Source organism: Aequorivita nionensis, assembly GCF_046352995.1.
GTDB lineage: Bacteria > Bacteroidota > Bacteroidia > Flavobacteriales > Flavobacteriaceae > Aequorivita > Aequorivita nionensis.
Genome location: NZ_CP130281.1, coordinates 2,811,914 through 2,835,976, shown reverse-complemented (window position 1 = coordinate 2,835,976; position 24,063 = coordinate 2,811,914). Strand labels below are relative to the sequence as shown.

25 protein-coding genes are annotated in these 24,063 nt (G+C 34.1%); 13 read left to right on the top strand and 12 right to left on the bottom strand.

Annotation, left to right across the window (positions count from 1 at the left end):
• Positions 1-77: 77 nt before the first annotated feature.
• From Q2U82_RS12980 to Q2U82_RS12955, 6 genes are all read right to left on the bottom strand, one after another.
• Positions 78-602, bottom strand: a complete 525-nt coding sequence (locus tag Q2U82_RS12980) for a hypothetical protein (protein ID WP_410005282.1) — start codon at positions 600-602, stop codon at positions 78-80.
• The gene (locus tag Q2U82_RS12975; protein WP_410005281.1) at positions 599-1,849 is read right to left on the bottom strand and encodes a DUF6638 family protein; all 1,251 of its coding nucleotides are present in this window, start codon (positions 1,847-1,849) and stop codon (positions 599-601) included. Before Q2U82_RS12975 ends, Q2U82_RS12980 begins: the two co-directional genes overlap by 4 nt.
• Before the next feature lie 81 nt (positions 1,850-1,930).
• The gene (locus tag Q2U82_RS12970; protein WP_410005280.1) at positions 1,931-3,883 is read right to left on the bottom strand and encodes an AAA family ATPase; all 1,953 of its coding nucleotides are present in this window, start codon (positions 3,881-3,883) and stop codon (positions 1,931-1,933) included.
• Positions 3,883-4,938, bottom strand: coding sequence for a hypothetical protein (locus Q2U82_RS12965; protein ID WP_410005279.1), 1,056 nt, complete (start codon positions 4,936-4,938; stop codon positions 3,883-3,885). Before Q2U82_RS12965 ends, Q2U82_RS12970 begins: the two co-directional genes overlap by 1 nt.
• A gap of 145 nt (positions 4,939-5,083) precedes the next feature.
• Positions 5,084-6,427 (bottom strand): microtubule-binding protein, encoded by a 1,344-nt coding sequence (locus Q2U82_RS12960; RefSeq protein WP_410005278.1) that lies wholly within the window; start codon positions 6,425-6,427, stop codon positions 5,084-5,086.
• A gap of 154 nt (positions 6,428-6,581) precedes the next feature.
• Positions 6,582-7,199, bottom strand: coding sequence for a DEAD/DEAH box helicase (locus tag Q2U82_RS12955; protein ID WP_410005277.1), 618 nt, complete (start codon positions 7,197-7,199; stop codon positions 6,582-6,584).
• Positions 7,200-7,388: 189 nt separating this feature from the next.
• Between Q2U82_RS12955 and Q2U82_RS12950 the strand changes: the two genes are divergently transcribed.
• From Q2U82_RS12950 to Q2U82_RS12905, 10 genes are all read left to right on the top strand, one after another.
• Positions 7,389-8,063: a hypothetical protein gene (locus tag Q2U82_RS12950; RefSeq protein WP_410005276.1), complete on the top strand. Its 675-nt coding sequence runs from the start codon at positions 7,389-7,391 to the stop codon at positions 8,061-8,063.
• A gap of 8 nt (positions 8,064-8,071) precedes the next feature.
• Positions 8,072-8,596 carry a hypothetical protein gene (locus Q2U82_RS12945; RefSeq protein WP_410005275.1) on the top strand — a complete coding sequence of 175 codons (525 nt, stop codon included), beginning with the start codon at positions 8,072-8,074 and terminating at the stop codon, positions 8,594-8,596.
• Positions 8,597-9,176: 580 nt separating this feature from the next.
• Positions 9,177-10,181, top strand: coding sequence for a LytTR family transcriptional regulator DNA-binding domain-containing protein (locus Q2U82_RS12940; protein ID WP_410005274.1), 1,005 nt, complete (start codon positions 9,177-9,179; stop codon positions 10,179-10,181).
• Between the two features lie 108 nt (positions 10,182-10,289).
• Positions 10,290-10,772, top strand: coding sequence for a hypothetical protein (locus Q2U82_RS12935; RefSeq protein WP_410005273.1), 483 nt, complete (start codon positions 10,290-10,292; stop codon positions 10,770-10,772).
• A complete protein-coding gene (locus tag Q2U82_RS12930) occupies positions 10,769-11,269 on the top strand; it encodes a hypothetical protein (RefSeq protein ID WP_410005272.1) in 501 nt (166 codons plus the stop codon). Before Q2U82_RS12935 ends, Q2U82_RS12930 begins: the two co-directional genes overlap by 4 nt.
• Before the next feature lie 3 nt (positions 11,270-11,272).
• On the top strand, positions 11,273-11,707 hold the full coding sequence (locus tag Q2U82_RS12925; protein ID WP_410005271.1) for a hypothetical protein: 435 nt from the start codon (positions 11,273-11,275) through the stop codon (positions 11,705-11,707).
• 11 nt (positions 11,708-11,718) lie between these two features.
• On the top strand, positions 11,719-12,150 hold the full coding sequence (locus tag Q2U82_RS12920; RefSeq protein WP_410005270.1) for a hypothetical protein: 432 nt from the start codon (positions 11,719-11,721) through the stop codon (positions 12,148-12,150).
• Between the two features lie 49 nt (positions 12,151-12,199).
• Positions 12,200-12,742 carry a hypothetical protein gene (locus tag Q2U82_RS12915; protein ID WP_410005269.1) on the top strand — a complete coding sequence of 181 codons (543 nt, stop codon included), beginning with the start codon at positions 12,200-12,202 and terminating at the stop codon, positions 12,740-12,742.
• 32 nt (positions 12,743-12,774) lie between these two features.
• Entirely contained in the window at positions 12,775-13,326 is a 552-nt protein-coding gene (locus Q2U82_RS12910) for a hypothetical protein (protein WP_410005268.1), read from the top strand.
• A gap of 73 nt (positions 13,327-13,399) precedes the next feature.
• The gene (locus tag Q2U82_RS12905) at positions 13,400-13,963 is read left to right on the top strand and encodes a hypothetical protein (protein ID WP_410005267.1); all 564 of its coding nucleotides are present in this window, start codon (positions 13,400-13,402) and stop codon (positions 13,961-13,963) included.
• A gap of 820 nt (positions 13,964-14,783) precedes the next feature.
• Here Q2U82_RS12905 and Q2U82_RS12900 read toward each other — a convergent pair.
• The 5 genes from Q2U82_RS12900 to Q2U82_RS12880 form a co-directional block, all read right to left on the bottom strand.
• Positions 14,784-15,734: a toll/interleukin-1 receptor domain-containing protein gene (locus Q2U82_RS12900; RefSeq protein WP_410005266.1), complete on the bottom strand. Its 951-nt coding sequence runs from the start codon at positions 15,732-15,734 to the stop codon at positions 14,784-14,786.
• A 96-nt stretch (positions 15,735-15,830) separates the two neighbouring features.
• Positions 15,831-16,055, bottom strand: a complete 225-nt coding sequence (locus Q2U82_RS12895) for a PGDYG domain-containing protein (RefSeq protein ID WP_410005265.1) — start codon at positions 16,053-16,055, stop codon at positions 15,831-15,833.
• A 98-nt stretch (positions 16,056-16,153) separates the two neighbouring features.
• Positions 16,154-18,394, bottom strand: coding sequence for a caspase family protein (locus Q2U82_RS12890; RefSeq protein WP_410005264.1), 2,241 nt, complete (start codon positions 18,392-18,394; stop codon positions 16,154-16,156).
• Between the two features lie 58 nt (positions 18,395-18,452).
• Entirely contained in the window at positions 18,453-20,420 is a 1,968-nt protein-coding gene (locus Q2U82_RS12885) for a tetratricopeptide repeat protein (RefSeq protein ID WP_410005263.1), read from the bottom strand.
• Between the two features lie 331 nt (positions 20,421-20,751).
• Positions 20,752-21,612: a formate/nitrite transporter family protein gene (locus tag Q2U82_RS12880; protein ID WP_410005262.1), complete on the bottom strand. Its 861-nt coding sequence runs from the start codon at positions 21,610-21,612 to the stop codon at positions 20,752-20,754.
• A 225-nt stretch (positions 21,613-21,837) separates the two neighbouring features.
• Between Q2U82_RS12880 and Q2U82_RS12875 the strand changes: the two genes are divergently transcribed.
• From Q2U82_RS12875 to Q2U82_RS12865, 3 genes are all read left to right on the top strand, one after another.
• Positions 21,838-22,797, top strand: a complete 960-nt coding sequence (locus Q2U82_RS12875) for a TerC family protein (protein WP_410005261.1) — start codon at positions 21,838-21,840, stop codon at positions 22,795-22,797.
• An 80-nt stretch (positions 22,798-22,877) separates the two neighbouring features.
• Complete coding sequence (gene hpf, locus Q2U82_RS12870; RefSeq protein WP_410005260.1) at positions 22,878-23,180, top strand: ribosome hibernation-promoting factor, HPF/YfiA family; 303 nt, start codon at positions 22,878-22,880, stop codon at positions 23,178-23,180.
• A 13-nt stretch (positions 23,181-23,193) separates the two neighbouring features.
• A complete protein-coding gene (locus tag Q2U82_RS12865; RefSeq protein ID WP_410005259.1) occupies positions 23,194-23,658 on the top strand; it encodes an arsenate reductase family protein in 465 nt (154 codons plus the stop codon).
• On the opposite strand, the gene Q2U82_RS12860 is transcribed toward Q2U82_RS12865, so the two are convergent.
• Complete coding sequence (locus Q2U82_RS12860; RefSeq protein WP_410005258.1) at positions 23,659-24,024, bottom strand: hypothetical protein; 366 nt, start codon at positions 24,022-24,024, stop codon at positions 23,659-23,661.
• Between the last annotated feature and the right edge of the window lie 39 nt (positions 24,025-24,063).

The window sequence follows — 24,063 nt, the reverse complement described above, 5'->3', positions numbered from 1 at the left end:
TAATCAATTAAAAATTAAGTGTGCAATTTCTAACAATTTATTTTCACTACTCACTACTCACTACTCACTACTCACTACTATTTTATCATCCCCTTATCTTTCAACCTATCTCTAGCACTTTGCTTTGGCGCTTCGGGTTCTGTGCTTGGTTTGGGTTCAGGGGCAATTTCTTCTTTTGGTTCAAAATTATCGCGGATGTCTTGGGTAAACTCGCCGATACTTTCCTTGCCTTTATTGTAAGCCTTTTCCAAATTTTCTTTCTTGGTTTTATCTCGTGCAAATAGAAATAATGAAGCGATATAGGTGCCAATAATCGTTGCCACGATAGCTGATATAAAATACTGGATGTAATTAACCACAAATGGTAAAACAATTGCAATTACAGTGGCCACAATTAGGTATAACAATGTAATCCACACCAAACGCATCAGAAAATCCTGTTGGTGTATAAATCCTTTTCGGCTTTCAGGTTTCATCTGCAACTCTTTGCTGTGAGTGAGCTTGTTGAAAAATCTGTAAAGACGGTTGCTTTTAGATTCCGTCCAATACAAGATAATTCCGAATAAAACGGCAGCGATAAAAACTATGATTTCAAAAGTCATTTTGTTTCGGTTTTAAGTTCTTCTAAGATACAATCTATAGCCCAATCTTTGTAACTATCATCCCACAAATCAAATTGTTTATAGAATTTTTCTTTATCATACCAATATAAATGGACAGGGTCAGCTGGTAAAATTTTGGTCAATAGTTTCCAGATTATTTGTTGATTTTCTACCTGCAGCGAGGAATGTGGTTCTTGTAAAGCCTTTATATAGATGGGTTCTATCACATTTTCGGGCACTAGGTCACGTTCAACTATTTTTTTCTGGTTGTAGATTTCAACACACATAATTTGCTTTTGTGCTTCAACCGGCAAATCGTTTAAATATTTTTTGAACAACAATCTACTGTTTAGAATATCACGAATAGGGTGTTCTGTTGCTTTTAAATAGGTAGAAAAAAGATGTTTTTTAATGCGTTCATAACGCTCAGTTTTTGCTGCCTTGGAATAATTGACTTCCGTAATAATATCAGTTTTAAGCCTTGTCAGCAATTCTTCGTGTTCTAAATGGAACAGTAAAACATCGTAAGTAGTATTTTTGATTGCTTGATTGAATGATTCCTTAGACTCAAAAATCAGTATTGGCTTTATAAAGTCCTGCAAAACAAAAACACCGCCGAAAGCTCTTGTGTAAAAGGAGGAAATATCTAAGCTCAAGTCGGTCAATTGTAGTTTTCGATTGCGCAAATCACCATATTTATTTGCGGAATCGAGTAGTTTTTGATGAATTTCCCGATTTATGAAATTATTTCCTGAATTAAATAATTTTATAAGCTCATTCTGTTCCTTTTGTTTTGTTTGAAGATCATCAAGCAATAGAAAGCTTATTGCTATTTTGTTATAATTCAGTAAATCAAACGATTCGTAATAAGCATCTATATTCTGATCCAATTGAACCACAACGGCTGAGTCCTTGGTTATATCATTAATCTCATTGCGGTAAGCGGCAAAAACAGCATCCATCAAATTACGGTCAAAACTGTGATACGGCATAAAAACAGGTTTGCCTTCTTGTTGTGGGGAAACGATTATAGCATTTGCGTTTGCCTCGCCTATATTTAGGTAAAAATTATTGCCTTTTTCTTCTGCAATCTCTGGGCTCCAGCCGTTTGCGTCTATTGAGAATGTTGCCAGTTTACTAGCAGAAACCCCAAGCAATGCTAAACAACCGTTGTAACGATTCACTAAACTGCCATTCACATTTACAAGGCCATTGCCAAATAATCCAGCTTGTTTTAATTTGTCCAAAAAGTTTAGAATTTATGAGTTGAGATGTTTAGTTTTTATTACCAAGACTACACAAGTTTTTTTTTGATTTACAATAACTGCTTATTCAAAAAATTGCCGCGCGGCAATTTGTACTTTCATATCGGCAATGCGGCCTTCAACTTGCCGTTTGAAATCGGTATCTGCGATTGTCGCCACATTGTCTAAATATCGCACGGTTTCCTGTCTTCTAATATCACTAAAATTAAGACCTTTCATATTCTGTTTCATCAAATCCTGCAACATTTTGAACTTGGTGTCATAATCCTGTTTGAAATAAAGCGTTGGATCTTCAAACCATTGCTGGGGCAAATCGAAATCTGATAAGCGCAATGAAATGGCGCTTTGGATGTTTCTGATATCCCGGGAAGAGAAAAATGCAAATTCCTTTTGAATATTTTTATACAATTCAGCAAAAAATAAGTGCTGATTGGTGTCAAATTGGTTTTCAGTACGTTCATAAATTTCCAAAACCTTAGCCTCAGTAGGCTTTTCACTCTGGTTTAATATTTCGCCCAAATTCTGAACCAAACCTTGCTCGCTCAGGAATTTATATTTTTCAGGATTTGTCATATTCACAAAATCGGGCATCGTTTTTTCAAACTTGCGCCACCAGAGGTAATCTTGGTCAATAAAATCCGGAATCGTTCGTGCGCCGTCAATTTTAAACCTGCCTTGCACGCGACTTATTACAGCTTTATCCAACATTTCAGGCAAATTTGTAAAAAGACCGATGCTGCTATTGCCATAATTGATGGCATAGGCACCCTCGGTATATCTTAGAAAAACGCCAATAACTTCTTTTACACCAGCTGACACACCTTGGGTGGTTCGTTCCTGCAAATTATTTTCGGCATCGTCAATGGGCGCAAAGATTAGCTTTGTTGGATCGCTTAAAGGTTTCATCCATTGCACCATTTTTTCGGCGCTACCGCCTTGAAAGGTTGATATCAATGTATCTGGCATTGGGTGAAAAAGAAATGGGATATCCAAGTTGTCGCAATGCTCTTTCAACCTTGTTGCAATGGCTGCGATTAACATGCTTTTTCCCGTTCCAGGTATTCCATAACCCATAAATACGGGCATAAACCCACCCAACTCTTGAAACGGATTTTTCTTTGCCTGAAAATCATAGCTCAACATGCGTTCGGTTAAACGTCTGGCGAAGTGTTTCGCATCGCGGTTGCCCACAATTTCCTCAAATTGTATTTTATTGAACTCAACACTTTTTGCAGAACCTTCCATGGTATTTTCCCAACCTGAAATAGCGAAATCGCTTTTTTCTAGTTTATAGGTTCTGTCGGTAATAGTCTCGGTAAAATCCAAGGAAGCTATGCGCATTTGGATTTCAGCTATAATTGCTTCAAAAAACACAACACTAAAAACGGCTACATCTTCATCACTTGTTATAATCTCTGGATGATTTAGGTATTTGTCAAAATAAAATAACATACACGAAATACCCTTAAGTGGAGACATTAGCGACAATTCAGGGATACCGGCAAACTTGTTCTTCATTACCGCTAAATCGTCTGAAACACTTGGTTTTAATTCATACAGAATTCTATAGGCACAGCCGTAAAGCATAAATGCCGTAGCAGTTTGCTGTTTGCTGTCAAATTGGTGTCTTTGGCTATTATCCAAAGTTGAAAGTTTTTCGCTCAAACCAGACAAGCCAGAAGCATCGGCATAATTGTCGCGTAACCAAATAGCCAATGTCAATCCTTCTTGCAACGCCAAAAGCGATTGATTTAAACGCAATGGAATGGCAACCGAATCTGGCAACAACCTCTTTTTTAAAGATAAGATTGTCTGCGAAACTGAAATAACTTCATTATTTGCGGTACCATTTGCCTTTGCCAAATACATCATTATGGATGTATCTGGCACATTTTTATCACGTCTTTTTGCTTTATTGCCTTGTTCCCATTGTATTCCTTTTAAGTAGGAAGTTGCCTCATCGCGAAGTGCTTCAAGCTCAGAAAATTTTATAGGAAATGTACTGTTGTGTTCCATTAAGTTAATTTTAATTCAGGGATTTCAATTGGGGCTAAAGTGAGCGAACGGAGTGTTTCTGGTATTTTGTCATACAGAAGCTGCATTACGCGATGCGAGGTAAACAAATACTTTTGGGGTTTTTTACTTTCCCAAATTTGTAATTCTTGTCTGTTGAAAATATTGCCCTCGTTAAAATTCCCCGAACTGTTTATTTCATCAATTGAAAGTGAAATTGCGTGTGCTGAGATATCTAACGTTTTAGCTACAATCCCTTTTAACAACACGTGGGTTATTTCAAGTTCGTCTTTCGCAAAAACACTATACAACGGACCAAAGTCCATTACTCTCAATTTTTTTGGTAATAACTTCGGAAGTTTTTTGTCAATGGCATAGGCCATCATATCCAAACTCATATGTCTATCCGCAACAGTTTCCAATACTTCGTAAATAGTTTGGGTATATTCATTAAGCGTTACTTTATATAGATCGAAATTCAAAAAGCAGATAAACGCACGGTTATGGGTAATGTCGTAAAAACTCCAACTTACCGTATATTCACCTTCCGTTTTATTTATATTAATTACTATTTTACCTTGAATAAAACGCCGAAAAATATAGTTTTTTTCAACCGAAGTGTAATAAATTATGGACGCCGCTTGCTGTAATTTTCTTTCTGAAATGGGCTCGCGATCCTTCAGAAGGGTTTCTAGAAATTCTTTTTTAACCGTCTCTATCTCTGGCAACTTACCCAAATGTTCTTGCTTAAGGCTAAGGTCATTGATAAGATATCTAAATTCCAAATAATTGGGAAACCCAGATTCGGTAAGATCAATCCGCATTTTTTCCTCATCGTCAAAAAGATACTTTATTCTGAAAGCTTCTAATGAATAAGTAAGCAACTCGCAGTATTGTTTAATAAATGTTACTTCTATATCACTGCAAATATTATTTTTTGAAACTGCCTCCTGAATATTTTTAAACGCGTGGTTTACAATCTTAAAATACACCTTGTACTGATCCTTGGTTTCAAGAATAGCACTGTCTAAAGGGGTAACTATGGAACTTAGTGACATTTTTTTTAAATCAGAATTGAGATTTTAGATATGAGACGTGAGACCGCTTCGCTATAAAACTTAAGACTTATAATATTTATCATATAATCTTTAGTTCTAATTCATTCAATCGTAAGTCTTTTTTACCAACAACCAATAGCCATCACTAACTAAGCAAGTCATCAGGTTCTGGCGCTTTTGGTTTTGGTGGTATTGGATCGTCGTTATTTCCGGAAGGTGCATTGGCATCTGTTGCGTAATATTCCTCAAAGATTTCTTTCATATCAATACCATAACGGTCCGCAAAATTCTTCTGGATTTCACCATCTTTTTTCCTGATTTCCTGTAAAGATTCGGCATAACTGGAGTAAACACCCTGCATAACCTTTTCGTGCACTGGAATATTGTCCATCATTTCTTGGCGGGCCTTTGCACTTGCACTGTGCATGGAAGCTAAGGTCGCGCCAATATGCTCATCTGTTTTAACGCCCAAATGTTCTAAAATTGCAGCAAACTCTTGATCTGTTCTAGCTTTTAACGCCACAACATAACCGTCATAATATTTAAGTCGCTCGTCTGTATCACTCTTCAGTTTTGCACGATGGGTTTGCAAGTTGCTACGTAAGGATGTTAATACCTTAATAGTAAGATTGTGTTTTTGAACGAAACTATCTTTACTTGCGGCTAGGGTAGTGTAGGCGTTTTTAAGACCTTCCAACTCTTCAACCTCCTGTTCAATAGTTGTAACTTTCCCAATAGCCTCACTGTATGCGGGAGATTGTTTATCGCTAATTTCTTCCAAAGCCTGTCTAGACTGCTTTAAAAGCGCGTATTTTTGCTCTAGCTTAGCTTCTGTTTCCTTCTTTTTCTCTAAGGCTTTTGTATGGTTTTTACTGGCTTCAACTATTGCTACTTGCAGTTTGTCCTCAACTTCCTTGATTTCAACTTCACGATTTTTAAGACGGTCAACAGCAGCTTGACTTTTATAGGAAAGTTCATTTAATAGGGTTTGTACGTCAGCGCTTTCAATACGAGTTTGGAACATCTGTTTCGCCTTAAGATCTGCTCCATCACGTGTTTTTTGTGCGGCAACCAATTCTTCCTCTTTTTTGCGAATCCTCGCTTTTCGTCCCCAAAGATTTTGCCACCAAGTATCTGCCACCTTTTCGGCATCTTCAAGTTCCATTTTTGCACGCTCAAGATCTTTTGCAGCTTGATCAATAACTTTTTGCTCAGCCGGATTCAGCGTACTGAATTTTTCAAAAACAATTCCTACTTCGTCTTGATAATCGGTAAGGTCTTTAATGGCATCCAGCAAATTACCGCGATCTTTTTCGGCCATTCCCACAACATCATCCAGAGTTGCATTCAAAATTCGCTGTCTAACTTCTGGATCATCCTCTTGAGCCAGCTTGCTCTTCATTTGGTCCACGGCCTTGCCCCAGTTAACATCAACCTTTCCCTGTGTGCTGCTTTTGTCTGTTTCTAATAAATCAAAATCGTCTGCCATTGTAGCTATTTTTTAAGTTTTTATTTTTTTTGGATTTGAATGGTCAATGTCGGAAAAAAAAATGATTTTCTAAATTAAAATTTTAAAAGGGGAGGGGTTGTTGGTTTTTTTTGATTAAGAAATTAAATGATAATCAATATTCAATTCTCAATACTCAATTCTCAATTCTCACTACTTTAGAATACTCCATAAAATAATCCTCAAACCGTTTCAACATCGGGTGCATTTTTTCTGAATACAGCACATATTGGCATTTTTGAATACTTTGGGTAATTGACATAATAGCCGCATAAGCCGATTTTTGGGTTAAAAATGTAGCATCGTCAATACTAAACAGCTTTAAATCGGCAATACTCACGCCATTGGTTAAAAACAGCTTGTTCATACTCTTGGGAGTAGAAATAAGAATATCAACCCCCATAGCGATTTCCGATTTTTGCACATCGTTATGCAGCTCTTCATAGCCAACATATACCCTTAACGAAGTCTCTTTGGTATAAAATAAAAAAGCATCATACAATTGGGTGGCAATTTCCTTGTTTTCCACAAGAATCAACGCTCGTGGGGCATTGCCTATGGCCCTGCATTTCAACTTTTGCATAGTGGTAATGATAAGCGTGGTTGTTTTACCACTATCTTTTGGGGCCACGCAATACACATTGGCGCCACTTTTTACAATAGGAATACTCTCGCTCTGAAAAGGAGAAGGGGTGGTTATTTCAAGTTGCGCTAGTTTTTCTAATATATCGGAATGTAATTTTTTAAAGGGCATAGAAATTTTATGAATGAATGCAAAATATCAAAGATACTGTCTACAGACGACATAGGTGTGCATTGTTGCTTTTTCTATTTTAGTCTCGACTCCACTCGAAAATCCAACAATCCAAAAAGCAAAAAATATAGTTTTACATGCTTTTTACAATTAACTACCTTAGCTAGCTTGAACCATTAAATTAGATATATGAATTCAGGTTCTTGGGAAACCTTTTTTAACGATACCAATAAGCTTAAAAAACCTGCCAAAGCAAAGCAATTAATTTCAGCGGAGGATAATGCAGAAATAAAAATGTTGCTTACAGATGTATTAAAAGGCTATTTGGCTAAAGAAGAATTGCACCAAGGATTAAAAATCTATATTAATAGTGAGCTCCGCAATGATTTAATTGGAAAAATGGCAGGTGAGCCGCCCAAGTTGGGAGAAACGCTCGAAGTCTGGTCTAAACAGCTATTTGGGGAACAAAAATTTGGTGTTATTTTAATGGGTTTGGAAGCATATAGCAATGCTTTTGCCGAAAAAGCTGCTGCTATTGTTCGTCCATTGGTCGCTATGGCTGGATTGCCCCTAAATGGACTTTCATTTCTCTTTTTTATGGGAAATTACGGATTTACTCCCTTTGGCATTCACAAAGATGCAACGGGGGAGGATGGTGTTCTTTTTCATTTGGGACCTGGAAAAAAAGAGTGCTATACGTGGGACGATCCAAAATACAACAACATTGCGCATCATTCTATGGTATTCCACAATGTAGCAGAAATGCTCCCAAAAGGGCAAGCGTATGAATTAGTTCCTGGTGATGCCATGTTTATTCCGCATTATGTGTATATCATATTGCCAACACTCCTGAATTTTCCATAAGCATGGTTTTGGATTATATAAATCCTCCAAGAAATAGGTTTGAGAATGAACTTATTGCTGAAACTGCAAATGAAAAACTAGAATACCATAAGGAGTATGAAAAACCCATAAAAATGGATGCCCCGCTATCAAGCCTAAGTGAGATAGTGAATTTAGAGTCTATTCAGAAAAAAATGGAAACCGCGCTCGACAGAAAAATAAAGAGCTTGAAAAGCAATGGGGGAATTAGGCGAAAATCTAATAAGATTAATACCAACCTTCCTAATACAAACACTTTTTCAATAAAAGGAAAAGAAATATTCCCCATTTATATAGACGAACAAGATTCCATATATACTATACTATTTGCCAGAGGGCATCGCATTGTGAAACAAAATCATCCAAACTTGCCAACATTGATAGACAAGTTAAATAGCGGGGAAGCAGTCTCGCTAAGTTCCCTTATCCAATTAATGGAGCCTACTTGGGATATAGTGGAAATATTTGGTTTTATTCAGGAACTTTTGAGCGTAGAGGCCGTTGTAATCATCTAATATTTGTTGTTTACAACCATATGATTCTTGGAGAAAAACCAAAGTTGTATTTATTGATGTTTTAAAACCGAAACAGGAATAAAAATATGCAATGGAAATAAATTTATATTAGCTCAAATTTTAATATATATAAATTCCAATGCAAGAAAATTTTATAATTTATAAAATGCGTTCCAAGAAAATCTTAAACACATAACGCTCATAAATCGCGTATTTAAAAATATTCCCACCAAAAATTCCCGGATATGAAAATTATAGGCAATCTATACAATAGAATATTATTATCAAATAGCTCCAAACAATCATAATAACTTAGAAAACCTCACAATCCTATAAATATATATTTGTTCTATAATGTCTGCGTTATGTAACTTTGCTTAGGAAAAAGCAAAGTTTATTTATCGAATGTTTCTTTAAAAAGTTTTCTTTCCCAAAGCTTCTTTTAGTATGTAATGGAAAACTCTTTTTTGCGTCGGGCAGAGGAGGGGAGGAAAAGTGTGTGGAATGGCAAAAGATATTTCATATATTTACTAAGAAATATTTACTAATAAGTTTTCTCCCCAGAAAAAATGATATTTAATTGTTTGCAGATATAACATCTGACCTTTACGATTATATACGAGGAGCTGTTTTAATTCTTTCCTTGTATCATTTCTTTATATACATACAAAACGGAAAAAAACATTTTCTTTATTACAGTTTTTACTTTTTCACGATTTTTATATTCTTTCAGGGTCAGGCTATTCCAATGGGAAATCTTAGGAATTTTTATATTAAAATTACACCTTCTCTTCATTTCGCATCCTATATTTTTTATATTTCGTTTGCCAGAGAACTTTTAAATACTAAAACTTTTGTTCCTAATTGGGACAAATACCTTGTATTAGTTCGGAAAATCCTTTTCTATGCCATATTAACTTTTATTCTGATTACAGTTTTTTTAGGGCATTCATATCAAACAGTACTGTTTTTTATATTAGCTCCCCTTTTTACTATTTTTTCAATTCTTAGTTATATAAAGTTTTCTTCTATAAAAAGTTACGTGTACAAATATTTTATAGTGGGCTCAATCCTTTTTTTGGTATTTACCAACATTACACTTTTTGGACAAATTCTATACGGCATTAAAGGGTTTAAAGAAATCTACCATATTCACCCTACATTATTTATGTATTTGGGAACTTTACTTGAAGCTATTGTTTTTGCGTCGCTGTTAGGGCATAGTGTAAAAATCTTGGAAGTTGAAAAATCACAAAGTTTAAAGAAGATTGATAAATTGAACAAAATTGCGAATAAAGAACACATTGTTCTAAAGAACAAATCCAAGGTTTACATTGCTGAATTATTGTATATAAAATCTGAAGATCATTATCTGAATTTTGTAAATAGAGATGGAAGCACCCATTTTGTTAGAGGTAAATTATCCCAGGTTAAGGAAGAGCTTCCTTCCAATTTTATAAGATGCCATCGTTCCTATATTGTGAACAATAATTTTATTAAACAAACCAATCATAATTCCTTAACGTTGGAAAATAAAACCACCCTTCCTATTTCTAAATCCTATAAAACGGTTTTTTCTCAATAACTTTTTCTCAGTTCACGTTATTTTCTTTTCCGTTCACGACATTTTATTTTGTTTTTAGCTGACATTCATTAGTTTTAAAATACAATTTTCACTACAAAATAGAATATTATGAAAAAATTATTTCTTTTATTTTCATTTATGCTACTTCCCACATTTATTTATGCGCAAGAAAAGTGGCTATTTATTGGTTATGATGAAAGAGAGGAATTCAGTTCTTTATGTAATAAACAAACAGCAAATCACGGAGGGGTATGGGTTTACAATAATGAAAATTATACTACCAACAAAAAAGCTGTTATTGAAAAACTTAGAGAGACAAAAGGAACTGAAATTACAGAAATTGCCTGCGTACAAGGTGAAAATAAAACTATAGCGATCGTCAAGAGTTCCGTTTACTGTAGTAATGCAAAAAGAAGTTACGATTATATAAGATTTTTGTACGGAAATAGCATCGAATCTATAAAGGAACAGATAAAAAAGAATGAAGAAATGCACAAAGACCAAAAACTAAAGCAGACCATTATTAAAACTCTAAATTTTGATACAATAGTTACAACTCTAGATAAGAATGCACAAATTATAAAATTATGAAAAACTGTTTTTTAATCTATATTACATTTTTACTTTATTTTCAAACCGCAATTTCTCAAAATGAGGAGAAGGAAAGCGATGCAACTTGGGAAGAAACTGTTGCTTGGATTAATTCAAAACTCACAACTAAAGAAATGACCAAAGAATATACTTATGCTTGGATAAGTGGAAGTATGTTTTCAGTGGGTAAAAAATCTAATCGTAGTTATGGTTTAAATAAGTCAACAACACATTATGAAGTCAATATAAATTTACTTATTTCCTGCCATCGTTATGACTCTAATGAAATATGGTTAAATTTTCCAGAAAAAGTAAAGCAAACACATAACGTTATAAAAGATAATGGAGCTGTAAATAGCTCTATAGATTGGCACGATTATGTTTTAATTAAATTTAGAGATATAGATTTAGCTAAAAGATTAGAAAAAGCTTTTAATCATTTAGCAAAACTTGCCAAAGCAAAAAGAGATAATGAAGCATCCACCGAAAAATTTTAAATTATGAAAAAAATAATAGTTTTAATATTCGTTATATTTTCATTTTCAATATCTGCACAAGAAAAGCAAAATGATGCGACTTTAAAAGAAACTATTCTTTGGTTGCGAAACTACGGTATTCCTAGAAGTGAACAGGAAGGTGAGAAATGGTTTATTTATTTTGATGAACAATCAAATTTAATCAAATACACAATTAAAATTGGCAAAGAAAGAGAAGAATTTATATCTACGGACAAAGATACACAGGATCTTGAATTTTTTATGTATGAGGGAAAATATATAATTAATGTGCCAATGGGTCATCAAGCATATCCTTTCAGTTATGGAGTAGATAAAGATTTCGCCCTAAGAGTATTCAAAGCTTTTGAGCATTTATATTATCTTTTAAAATGGGATGTAAAATGTGAAAATTTGACAGTATCTGAAAATAAATTTTAAATCAAACTATTATGAAAAATTTAATTACACGTTTGTTATTGATTATTTCCATTCTTTTCATTTTTGTTTCTGCAAATTCAGTCAAGAATGAAGAAACCGCAGATTTTTATTATTATGCATCTTTTGTTGAGAGGTCAGGTAGTGGTAGTTTTACACCCGCAAATGGTTATGCTAAAGGTTACAGACCTGTAGCTTATTATACAATAGTAAAATCTTATTGTGGTGATGGCAACTATTCAACTAATGAAACCGCAATAGCAAATGCTTTTCGAGTTTATTTAGACGCAAAATTTAATGATTTACCTTATGGTGATGAGGGCGCTCGAATTTTTAAAAGTAGAAAAGAAGCGGAAGAAACTCGATTAGAATTTATGAATTTGACTAAAAAATATGTGAACTATAAAATCTCAGAACTTGAATATTTCAATTATTACTGTGATTAATAATAAGATTATTCGCTTGAAAGCAAAGACAAATTAAATAATTATAATTATGAAAAAACTAAGCTTTTTAATAATAGGATTTATTGTTTTGTGCAACTTAAACAGTAATGCTCAGAGCTGTACAGAGATGCTGAATATTCCGCATACAAGTAAGGTTAATTTTGAGTCGAACACTTTTGAAGTTACTTATAGATATTATTATTCCCTTGGAGATTTCCTTCTCTCCGTTAAAATAAAGCAACCTAAAATAATTTCTTACAATTACAAAGGCAAAACATATAATGCTGATGAATTTGGTTTTTCGAATTATAAACCCATATCAAATAATAATTCTATTTATTTAGCAGGCTGTTTTAAAAAATCCAAAGGCTATAAAATTAATAGTGGAAAAGTATTTAATCTTTCGACAGGTGGTGACCTTATCGTAATTGCATCAAGTGGCGAAGCCTATAAAAATGATGAACAGTTTAAACAATTTAAAAAAGAGAACGACAAATATACCGAGAGTGATATTTGTAGCTGTTCAGTGCTTGGGAGTTTAGATTATAGCAATATAGAAGCACAAATAGAAAAAGTCCTTAAAAAAGGATAGTTATTAAAAGAACAATTAAAACGATGATCGTTATGAAAAATTTATATCTGTTTTTACTCTTAATAAGTGTATCATTTTTTTCAATAAATGCTCAAGAAAAAATAGAGGAAGAAAGTGACGCAACAAAAGAAGAGACAATAGAATTTATAACAAATTATGTGAATGCTGAAGGTTATAGAGCTGTTCAAATAACAAAGAAAAGAACATATTTAACTGGTAAAGCTAAAATTAATATTAAAGACGGAATAATTGATTTAGACTTTATAGAACCAAAAGGAGAATACTCTGGTGACGGGTTTAAAGAATCCTATAGATTTAGTTTAGAGGATTTAAGTAAAGTTCAATTTTACTTTGGCGATTTTGAATCTAAATCTGGAGGGATTTCAGAATTTAATGGAATACAAATAAACTGCTATAATGCACGAAATTGTATTTTCCATTTCGATAAAGATAAAGGAATTTATGTTGAAAAAGATAGATTAATATCAATCGATTTTGTCAACAAATCAACGGCAGAACGATTGGTAAAGGCTTTCAATCACTTAATAAAACTTTCTGGAGGTGGCAAAGAAAGTAAATTTTAGTTTTATTAAAATATCATAACCATCACTTAAAAAATTTGAATATTTCAATTATTACTGATTAAAACTTATAGCTATGAAATGTATAATAGCACTATTTTTTGTTTCCACAATTGCATTTGCTCAAAATGACACTTCATTACTGACTGATAATATATGTGAGTGTTATGCAGAGTTAGTTACCTATCCGAAATTATCTTCCGAGAAAAAAATACATATTTATACAAATGTATTCGAATATCCTTGTCCCTCAAAAGTAACAAGTGAATGGGGTGAACCATTTAGGTGGTTTATAGTTTATAAATTTCAACGACATTTGTTAAGTAAATATCCAGAAATTATCGAGCAATTAAAAAATAAACCTCGCACAAGATTTTATGCTAAATATAGTCCAAAAGATAATAGTTTAGAGATGCCTGGATATTCAAAAACTTATATGGACTTAAAGAAAGATATCGCGAGTAATGATAAAGATTACGGAAATAGATATAAAACTTGGATTAAAATTGATGATTTTTCAATACCTGACGAAGAAGAATTCTTGAAATATGAAGACGAAAACGTAAGGTTAAAATCTGGGGCTTTAAATTTAAAATTTGTAGAATACTTTGAGAATGGCAAAAGTATTGACGGTAATTAAAAACGGCCTCAGAAAACTGTGGCAAAACAATAGGGGAGTTGAGCGTTAAGCAATTTAGGGTGTCAGCACTATATATCCTTAATATGATAAAAGTTTAAAGGCAGTTCAAGGCAGTCTTAACACGTTCCAATCTTTCCTAAAGTGTAGCGAGCGACCCGTACATTGTTTCCAAAGTATTGTGAAGCCTTGATTTTTTGTTTCTTTTTCATCAAGGAAAAAGAAAGACTGAACAAAAATGTAGTAGAGAGATTTGAATGTTCGTTACAAGGTTTAAATGTACTAAACCAAACTTTCAACAAAAGTACTAAACGAGTAAGGGTAAAGAAATTTATGAATGGATGGTGCGCAGGGATAAATTTTTTACTCTTACGGTAATTTTTCCCGAATGTTTCTGAAAACTTTTTTACAGCAATAATATTCTAAAAAGTACTAAATAATCAATTAAGACGGATGTTTGCTTTTGTGCGGCTGGCTTAAAAGTTGTGCATATTAATGCTATTGCAAAATATTATGAGAAAGCAACATATAAAATGAAGAACAATTTGCGCGGCAATTTTACATAGCGTCTAATTATAGAACATACCAACGCGAACTTGAATACAGACGAAAACAAAAAAGTTTAATGACCCCCAACGGATAATAAATGAAGCTTTCGGAACATTCTGGGATATTTTACATAATATAGAATTTTAGCAACATAGCACAATCTTTAATGGGAAAAACAAGATGCCCTCTTTGTTCTATAATTTATATTATGTAAAATAGAAAACAGCAAAACCCTTCTATACATTATTAGTTTTTTATTCTTTTATTATGGATATTACTTATCTGGATATGCTATGGTTATAAAAACGTAATTGTCTTCGGTAAAAGTTACTGCCATAACTCTCACCTTTTCACCTGCAATAATATTCTCGCCGTGGATAATCTGTTTGTCATCCACATCAAATACATCCACAATACCGGTTGCTGTAAGTATATCTCCTTTTCTTGGCAATTCTCCGTCGTCCTGTCCATAATCCAAATCTCCTTCAGCATTTGTAAAAAGATTCTTTACAAAATATTTTTTGCCGTCAGGATCTTTATAGGTAACAACTCCATAATTTGGCATCAATACATCAATGGAATCTGATGCAGCAAAAAAGTAATCATCCTCTGGGCCCATTTTGTACATATACTTCAAATAATTGTCTATGGAATGCGAATTCACGGCATCATCCCAATCTGGGTTGGTCGTTTCTATAGTGGTCTCCGCGCCGCTATCAACGGGTTCTTCAGTGGTTCCATCATCACATTGCATAATTAAAACAATAAAAAGTATCAATGTAACAACCCCGCCAATTATGTAAGGGATTATTTTTTTGGAACCTTTTTGTACTACATTTCCTTGTGCTGCAGCTGCTTTTGGTGGATTGAATGTTCCTTTTGCCACAGCGGTTTCCGCTTCTTTTAAACTTATTTTCAAATCTTTCACCAAACGTTCAAACCCAGCTTCGTGGCCCATTGCCGTAAAATCTACAAATTGCTTCCGCGCCAAGCGCATCGGTACATCACACTCTTCAATCTTTATAGGATTTACAGGTTTGTCCAATCCTATAGCGTATGATATTTCATCCTTAACATTCTCTGAAGCCACAGAGGTTTTTGAAAGTATCAGCACTATTGCATCGGCTTTCTTTAACTCTTCCTCTATGGTGTCATCCCAGTCTGTTCCTGTGCGTATGTTTTTATCAAACCACACTTCAAACCCTTGTTTTCGCAATGCGTCCACAAGGGTTTTACATATTCGGTATCACGTCTTGAATAACTGATGAAAATCTTTTTTGCACTCATCTTTTAGCGATTTTAAATTTAATTTAGCCTTGTGTTAGTCTATAATATCATAGGTTTTCTTAAAAATAGCAGCATCACAAACATATTTCTCACCGTTAATGCCAACCATCAACCAGTCGCCCTTTTTGCCTTTAACCAATCCTTCCATACTTTCCACTTCAAACGGCTCGTCTATTTGAATACATTTTATTGGAATTGGCTTTTTTAAAGCCTTTTTAAATTTTAAGTTAGGAGTTTCGTCCTGGAGGAATCTTTTCATTATGTATTAATTTGAAATTAAATTACAATAAAAATTTGGTTCTTAGGTCTTTAATGAATGAATCTGTCGAATTTTCAGAATACATAAACTGGTTTATACTACGTTAAAAAGTTCGTTTTTAGGAATTTTATAAATGGGTCTTCCGGATTGTCTGTTTGCATTAAGCTAACGTATGCATTATAAGCATTGGAATGTATTGAAATCTTTTCGCGCAATCCAGCCATTTTTGCCGCTTTCTTATAATTTTCCTTTGCGTTTTCAAAGTCTCCTTTATAAAGAGAAGCCTCTCCCATGGTTGCAAGTTTCCACAGACTTGGAAATGGATCTTTTGCTGTGGCTTGGTATGCTTGGTCTGCAAACGAATTCATATCACCTTTCTCTCCTTTCATCAAACTGAGAAAAGCCAGGTTGATAGCGTGATAGTATATTTGGGAATAATCATTTTTCGCCTCTGAAATTTTCAGGGCATCGCTGTAATGTTTGAATGCCATTCGCAAATCTTCAGCTGTATGAGTTTTCAAATATTGGCGCTTATACCTTCCTCCCATTATTCCCAATAAGTTTGAATTGTCCTTTGCCTCTGGGTGTTCATTTAAAATTTTCATTGCCTCCACTTCCCTACCGGCTCCTTCCAATGCGTAAACCAATTGCTCCAAGCCTTTACCGTCAAGGGTTTTCAGTGTTGGAAGGAGCTTGTTTATAACATCATTATACTCGCCCAATGCAATATTTATTTCTTCTGTGTTCGAAGATTTGTTCAAAAAACTTTTGTTGGTTAACGTATTTAAAATTAGTCGGTAGCTATCATCATTTTCATTCGTAATCTGTACTATTGAAAAATGGTCGCCCTCTATAATTTCGTGGTATTTTTTTGGAAAAGGTTCCAAACTTGAACTAATGGGCACATATTCATCTTTAGTTGCTGCAATTGTTTTAAAAGTAAAAGGATAATCAGCTGGAAAAGCCTCATCCCAACGATTCCGAAGGTTTCGAATATATTGGCTTCCTTCCTTCAGTTCTTTTTCATCATTGTCATAAGTGAAAAAGTTTTGAAGCTCTATTTCAGGAAGGCCGTTACTTGGCGTAGCATAGAACATCACGTGACTTATTCTGCCTAAATCATATTTATCCAATTGTAGCATCGCTTGTTGCACTACAATTCCACCCAAATCGTGTGCTACAATTGCGATACGCTTATATTTTGAAAATTTATTTTTTATTGAAGTAAGCAAAAAATCTGAATTTCTTTCAATATCTTTTGAGCAGGCCCAAACACTCTTGCCCATTTCTGGCACTACATTACTGCTGTATCCCAACGGAAACATATCCCAACCGTCCAAGCCGCCTTTATTGTTAATGAGCAACTTTGGCGCTTGCGAAAAAGTATTTTCAGCATCGCCGGAAAAACCGTGTACAAAAAGAATTACGCTATTGGCATTTTCACTTTCCCTAAATTTTGTAACCAATTCTTTTTCAGTTGATTTAGGTTTGTTTTCTAAAGTTTCAGCTTCAGTCTCTTCAAGGTTATCTTTTTCAAATTTTGAAGAGATACTAACCACAAAATTTTCATACATCTGAAGATTGGCATATGGTTTTTGATCAGGATTTATTTTAGGAACCCTATCGAATAAATATTCAACAACCTCAATAATCTTTACGAATGGGTCCTCGTCTTCACGTTTGTGATCTCCCCTTAAAACTTCAAGCATACATTTTGTAAAAATGCTGTTCTCCTCCCCTTCTACAATTCCACTTTCCTGATCGGCACGGCAGGCAGAAACAATCATCATTCCACGGCCATCGTCTAAGTTTTGAGCCAAGCCGTCTGCGTTTGTGTGTTTTGGCTGCAAAGGTTGCCTTGAAACACCTGCCGTCATTCCTGCGGCGTGGCAACAATCCAAAAAGAAAATCAGTCTTCGGCATTGCAGTTGTGAGAGTTTATATTTTACCTCTTCCGCTTTTATCCACGTGGTTTTGTAGTTATTGGGATCATAGTCATTTGGGCAGAGATGAAAATACTTTTGGTTTTCTGCTTCGGGCTTCTTTTTTGCTTCATCTTTTATGAAAGTATTATCGCTATACATACCACCGTGGCCGGAATAGTAGAGAAACACGGATGAATTTTCATCTGTTCTTTCAAGCAATTCATCAAACGCTTTTAGAATTCCAATTCGTGTAGCTTTTTTCTTGGTAAGTACTTTTATGTTTTTTTTATAGTAACCGCCATATTTTTTATCGCCTAGTAGTTTCTGTAAAGCTTTGGCGTCGTTAACAGTTTCTGGTAGATCTTTGCTACCAACCCCAATGATTAATGCGTGTGCATTTTTAAGTTTTGCCATTTTGTTTAGTTTTAAATGAATAGAAAAAGCAGTGGGGAGCTGAAAATTTAAAAATATCTTATTTCCAAAAATTCATCACTTCTTCAAACTCTTTTGAATTTATGTAATCTATAAACAGGGGATCGTTCTTATAGTATTTCCAATTATATACATGACCATTGGCTACAGCTTTTAGCAAATGTTTATAAAGCTCAGCTTTGTTTTTTGTTGCTGCGTAATATTGCGCAAGGGCATAATCTATTTCACCAAATTGGAAGCTAGCTCGTAGATTTTCCAAACTTTGGATATTTTTTTCAGCTTCGGAATTATTGCCGAGTTTAAAATTACAGATTGCCAATTTTGATAAAACGTCACTATTCTTTGGCTCATTGGTATGAATTTGACTTAAAACTTTTTCTGCTTTTGCATAATTTTCTTTATAAAACAATGCTTCAGCTAACATTTCTGGGGCTACTGTTTCAGACTCGGAGTTTATTATTTTGTTGAAATATTCATCTGCTTTTGGCTTGTTGCTTTTCATTAAATATTCTTTTCCAGCTTGTAAATACAACTCCTGTGCTTCTGCCGTGGTTGCAGTTATATCTATTTTTCGCATAAATTCTTCGAAAACCGCTTCTTTTCCAGACCTTATGTACGCAATTAATAAAGGCCTATTAAGATACTTTATTTCATTTTCTTTTTGGGCTGTCTCAATTGTTTTAATAGCTGAACTGTAATTTTTCAATTCAATATCTGCATACGCTTTTACGTATATGCGAAAAATGCAATCCCGGCAGTTTTGGAGATTCATACTATCCATCACAACTGTTTTGTAAATTGCTTCAACATCTTCGGGCCTGTTTACAAACTGAAGCGCAAAAATCATCATGGTTTTATTGCTACCTAAATCGGAAGGCGCTATTTCATACTCTTTTAAATAAGTATTATAAACTGCGCGGTTGTTTCCCTTTAATAACGCCTCGTGCATATTTAGTAGATTCAGTTGACGTTTGTTGGTATAGGAGTCTGGTTTTATAAGTTCAAGCAGCGAATCTGACTTTTTGAATTCTCTTTGATTAAAATAGTGCTGAACTCTTAGTACCTTTGGCTCAAAATACATAGAATCAGCTTCAATAGCTTTGTTTAATAGTGTAATGTACTCTTGGTCATCATTACTGTTTTTTGCTTCTAGCAAATATTTGTATGCCTCATATTTAGGTGGGCTTTCTTGAATCGTTAGATTTTTCTTGTCTGCAGTAATAAAATAGCCTGTAATAGATTCGTTTAAGTCTTCAATACATTTTAATGGGTTTTCAGCGGCACATTCTGTGGGCTTAAATGAAATGATGGTTTTGTTCGTTTTCCCATCTATCAACATTCCCTGAAAAATTAGTTTCCCTTTTTTGAGATAGAAATTTCCAGAAATAATTTTACTGGGTTTCAGATATTCTTTGACAATGGCGGTTTCATCTTCTTCAACATTTTTTCCCTTTAAAATTGCTTTATATTCATCTACCAAATCCTGTGTTATTACTTGTGCCACGTTGTTTTCGGTAATGCCATGGATAATCCAATCGGAAGCCATTTTGCTCACAATATCATATTGCGGGTCGCCCGTATTGTTGCCAAATTTTAAAACAGCAATTTTATCGCTTTGTATTATTTTTGGAAGAAGCGCTTCATTCCGTTGGAAGAAATTTTTATTCACAATAAAAAAAACGGCTATTACGCAGATAGAAGCGATAATACCCAAAGCAGAAAAGTACATTTTTTGAAAAGAGGCTCTTTTCTTTATTTCTTTTTCATCAGGGTCTATTTCGGCTTTTTGTAGGGGAACAATTCTAAATTTCCAAAGAAAAAAAATATAAAGAGGAAAGCATATAAGCAAGACTACTATTAGGAAAGTAACAGATTTTTGCGGAAGTCCCAAAGGCTGCCACGTAATTGATAGCACCTGCAAAATTACCCAAGCAGATACTACATATATAGACAACATTTTAAAAACTTCCTTTTCGTGGCACTGCTTAAAAAAGGAGTTAAGCTTCATAATATTCGGTTAGTACTGCTAAAATACTTAAATTCAGATAGTCTTCGAATATTTATTCCAAATAAAATGGAAACGATAATTACTAATTGCGTATCTTTAAGTATTGTTTAACCAAAATTTGTCAATTATGCCAACAGCACCAAAAAAAAAGCCCGCAACTCCTGCGAAACCAAAAAAAACGGATGGTAGAGAAACGCCAGCGCCAAAAATTAAAAAAAAGCCAGCCGGAGGAATTAATCCTGGATAATTGGTTTTCACTCGCTAAATAAACACATTTAAAATCCCTTCTTTTAAGGGATTTTTCTATTTATTTTTTGTTTTGTCTAGCCAATCACCCCTTAGCTTCATATACAAAAGCACGATATTTAAGCAGCGCCACAAAAACAAATCCGCCCAGCGCATTTCCGAAAAGTGACAAGGCTATAAAATATATATAGTCCAAAAGGGATATTGCAGGCGAACTGATCAATCCGGCAAATACTTCCACATTACCAACAATACTGTGGTGAAGACCAGTAAAGCCCAAAACGGCCGTGATCATAAAAATTATTACAATTCTGCTAAGCGTATCTTTTGAAGCGGCCACCAACCAAGATAGCAATCCCATAAGCCATCCAGCCAATATACTACTTACCAGTATTACAATATTGTTATATTGGGTTACGTGCAGCGCAATTTTTTCAATTGTCTGCAAATCGAATATATTTAAATGTGGGCCAAACCACACCAAAAGAAAAGCTATAAGATAACCGCCAATCAAATTCCCTAAAATAACCAAACCCCAGAGTTTTAAAAGACTCGAAATACTTCTTTTTTTATTAAGAACAGGCAACGTTAAAAGGGAAGTCTGTTCCGTAAAAAGTATGGACTGGCCAAGAATTACCATTATAAATCCAACGGGATAAACAAAGGCCATTGCACTAAAAATAGTGTCTTCGGTAACTTTTCCATTTAGAAAAAAATATAGTGAACAGATCAATAAATAACTGAAACCTATTTCCAAGCCTGCAGTCAACGAACTTAAAAGAATACTTATCGGGTTTTTGTCATAAGTCTCCTGCCCTTCCACAATTTGCTGTTTCAGGATTTCGCCGTGTGATTTTGCATTATCGGCTTCCGAATTTTTGGAATTCTGAAGCTCATTGTCAATATTTTGTTGTTCTTCAGATTTACTTTGTTTGGCATTTTCCATTTTATGATTGGTAAAAAAGGTTATTTCCGAAGATAATCTAATTATTTAATCAGCAATAAAGCCTTTAAAGTATTTATTTATAATCCTTTTATTTTTATTTTAAAATTAAGCCTTTGATTTTGTTATAAAAGTTTAAAAAAAGATTTACCGCTCTCTTTCACTATTAACATTTTCCTGTATTATTTAGACAGTATTTGCACTTATTTTTGTTTAAAATTTTAAAAAATGATTGTCTGGGGAATATTTATAGCATTTATCATTTTATTTCTGGCATTGGACTTGGGTGTTTTTAACCGAAATCCGCATGTCATCAAAACAAAGGAAGCAGCAATTTGGACCGCAATATGGGTCACCGTTGCCCTTAGTTTTTCAGGAATTATCTATTGGCTTTTTAGTGATGGGCTTATAGAGAATCCTACAGGCCTTTCCCCAAACACTGCTGTTTTAAAGTACATTACAGGCTATTTAATAGAACTTTCCTTAAGTATTGATAATGTTTTTGTTATAGCGGTAATCTTTTCCTCCTTTGCCATTCCGAAGAAATACCAGCACGAGGTTTTGTTTTGGGGAATTTTGGGCGCCATTGTTTTCAGGGCGCTGATGATCTTTTTCGGCGTTGCACTTATCAATAAATTTGATTGGATTATTTATGTTTTCGGAGCTTTTCTTTTGATTACTGCTTTTAGAATGTTGCTTCATAAAGAATCCGAATTCGACCCAAAAAAGTCCAAAATGTTTCGTTTTCTAAAGAAGCTTTTTCCAATAAGTTACAAAATGGAAGGTGATAAGTTTTTTATCAAAAGGATGGGTGTTCGCGCAGCTACTCCTCTTTTTGTAGCGCTCATAATTATTGAATTGACCGATATTCTTTTTGCTTTGGACAGTATTCCTGCTATACTTGCAATCACGGCAGACCCCTTCATTGTTTTTAGCTCTAACATTCTTGCAATTTTGGGGCTTCGGTCTATGTATTTTTTGATTTCCCGAATGCTGACCAAATTTCGTTTTATCAATTACAGTCTTGTGGTTATCCTTGCCTTTGTTGGCGTGAAGATGATACTCTCACACAATGTTGAAATTCCCGAATGGCTATCGCTAACCGTTATTGGTGTTTCGCTTTCTGGTGGAATTATTGCCTCCCTACTTATCCCCGACCCTAACCCGCAGCCCGCAGAAGAAGATTAATTTCACAAAATCCCCTTAAAAGTTTGGAATGGATTTTTGCCTATTGTATCTTTAAAATTCATAACCAAATTTAACAGAATATGAATATAAATTTTGAGTATCACGAAGTGGCAGCGAGCCAAAGATTGGAAGCTTTTGTTACTGAAAAACTAAATAAACTTGAAAATAAATATGACTCAATTGTAGGTGCTGATGTTTATTTTAAAAAGGAAAATAGTTCCAATCCTGAAATTGGTAAAATTTGCAGCGTACGTTTAGCAATACCTGGATCTACAATTTTTGCAGAAACATCAACTGCATCATTTGAAGCCTCGGTTGCAAAGGTGATCACAGAACTTCGCTCACAGCTTCAGAAGCGCAAAGAAAAATTGAAAGCACACTAATTGTATGAAAAATATGGGAGTTATAGCACGAAATGATAAACTACTTACACTTATTTACAGTAGTAATACACGGGTTGGAACGCACACACTAAGCTATCTTGCAGGTATTGATGAAAAATATTTAGCAATAGATTTGGCAAAAACTAAAGTGTCTGATACCCAATGGGCAGAGATTGCGGAAGCACTAGGAGTTAAAATTGGTGATTTGGTTGATAAAAGAGAGTTGGAAATTGATGATGAAAGCACCGCTAATTTTGGTTCAAATGATTGGCTGAAAATTATTCAGAATAATGATTCCGTAATTTCAAGACCTATTGCAATTAAAGGAAAACGCACAAAACAAATTGATAATCCACCCGAAATATTAGAGTTTTTTGAGGTGGACTCTGCCGGTCTGGAACAAAGCCCCTCTAATGATACGGATCCAGATATTGAGAGAAAAACCGAAAATGAGAACTTTATAGAAAAGAATAATTAATTATTCTTTTGAAACCGTTTCCAATGGTTGAATTCTTGGCTTAATTTTTTTATAAACTTGCATTTGTTCTCGTGTAAGAATATCTTGCATATCATCAGTTTCCATTTGCTGAAGTTGGTAAAGCAACTCTAACTTTTCTTTTCCTTTAAATTCAGCTTCAATTTTATATCTCCGAATCAAAAATTCCTCTACCTTTTGTTGAAACAATAACTGCTCATCTCCCGTTAATGCAAGTTCGGGGATATAAAGGTTGGTAATTTTAATCGCCTCTTTTTTTGCTTCTGGATTAGATTTTTGAAGAAAAGGGTCTTGTGAAAATGAGGAAAGGCTCGTTAATAATATTAATAAGAAAACTAATTTTTTCATGGCTATTATATTTTAAAAAGTTCCATTGAAAATAATTAA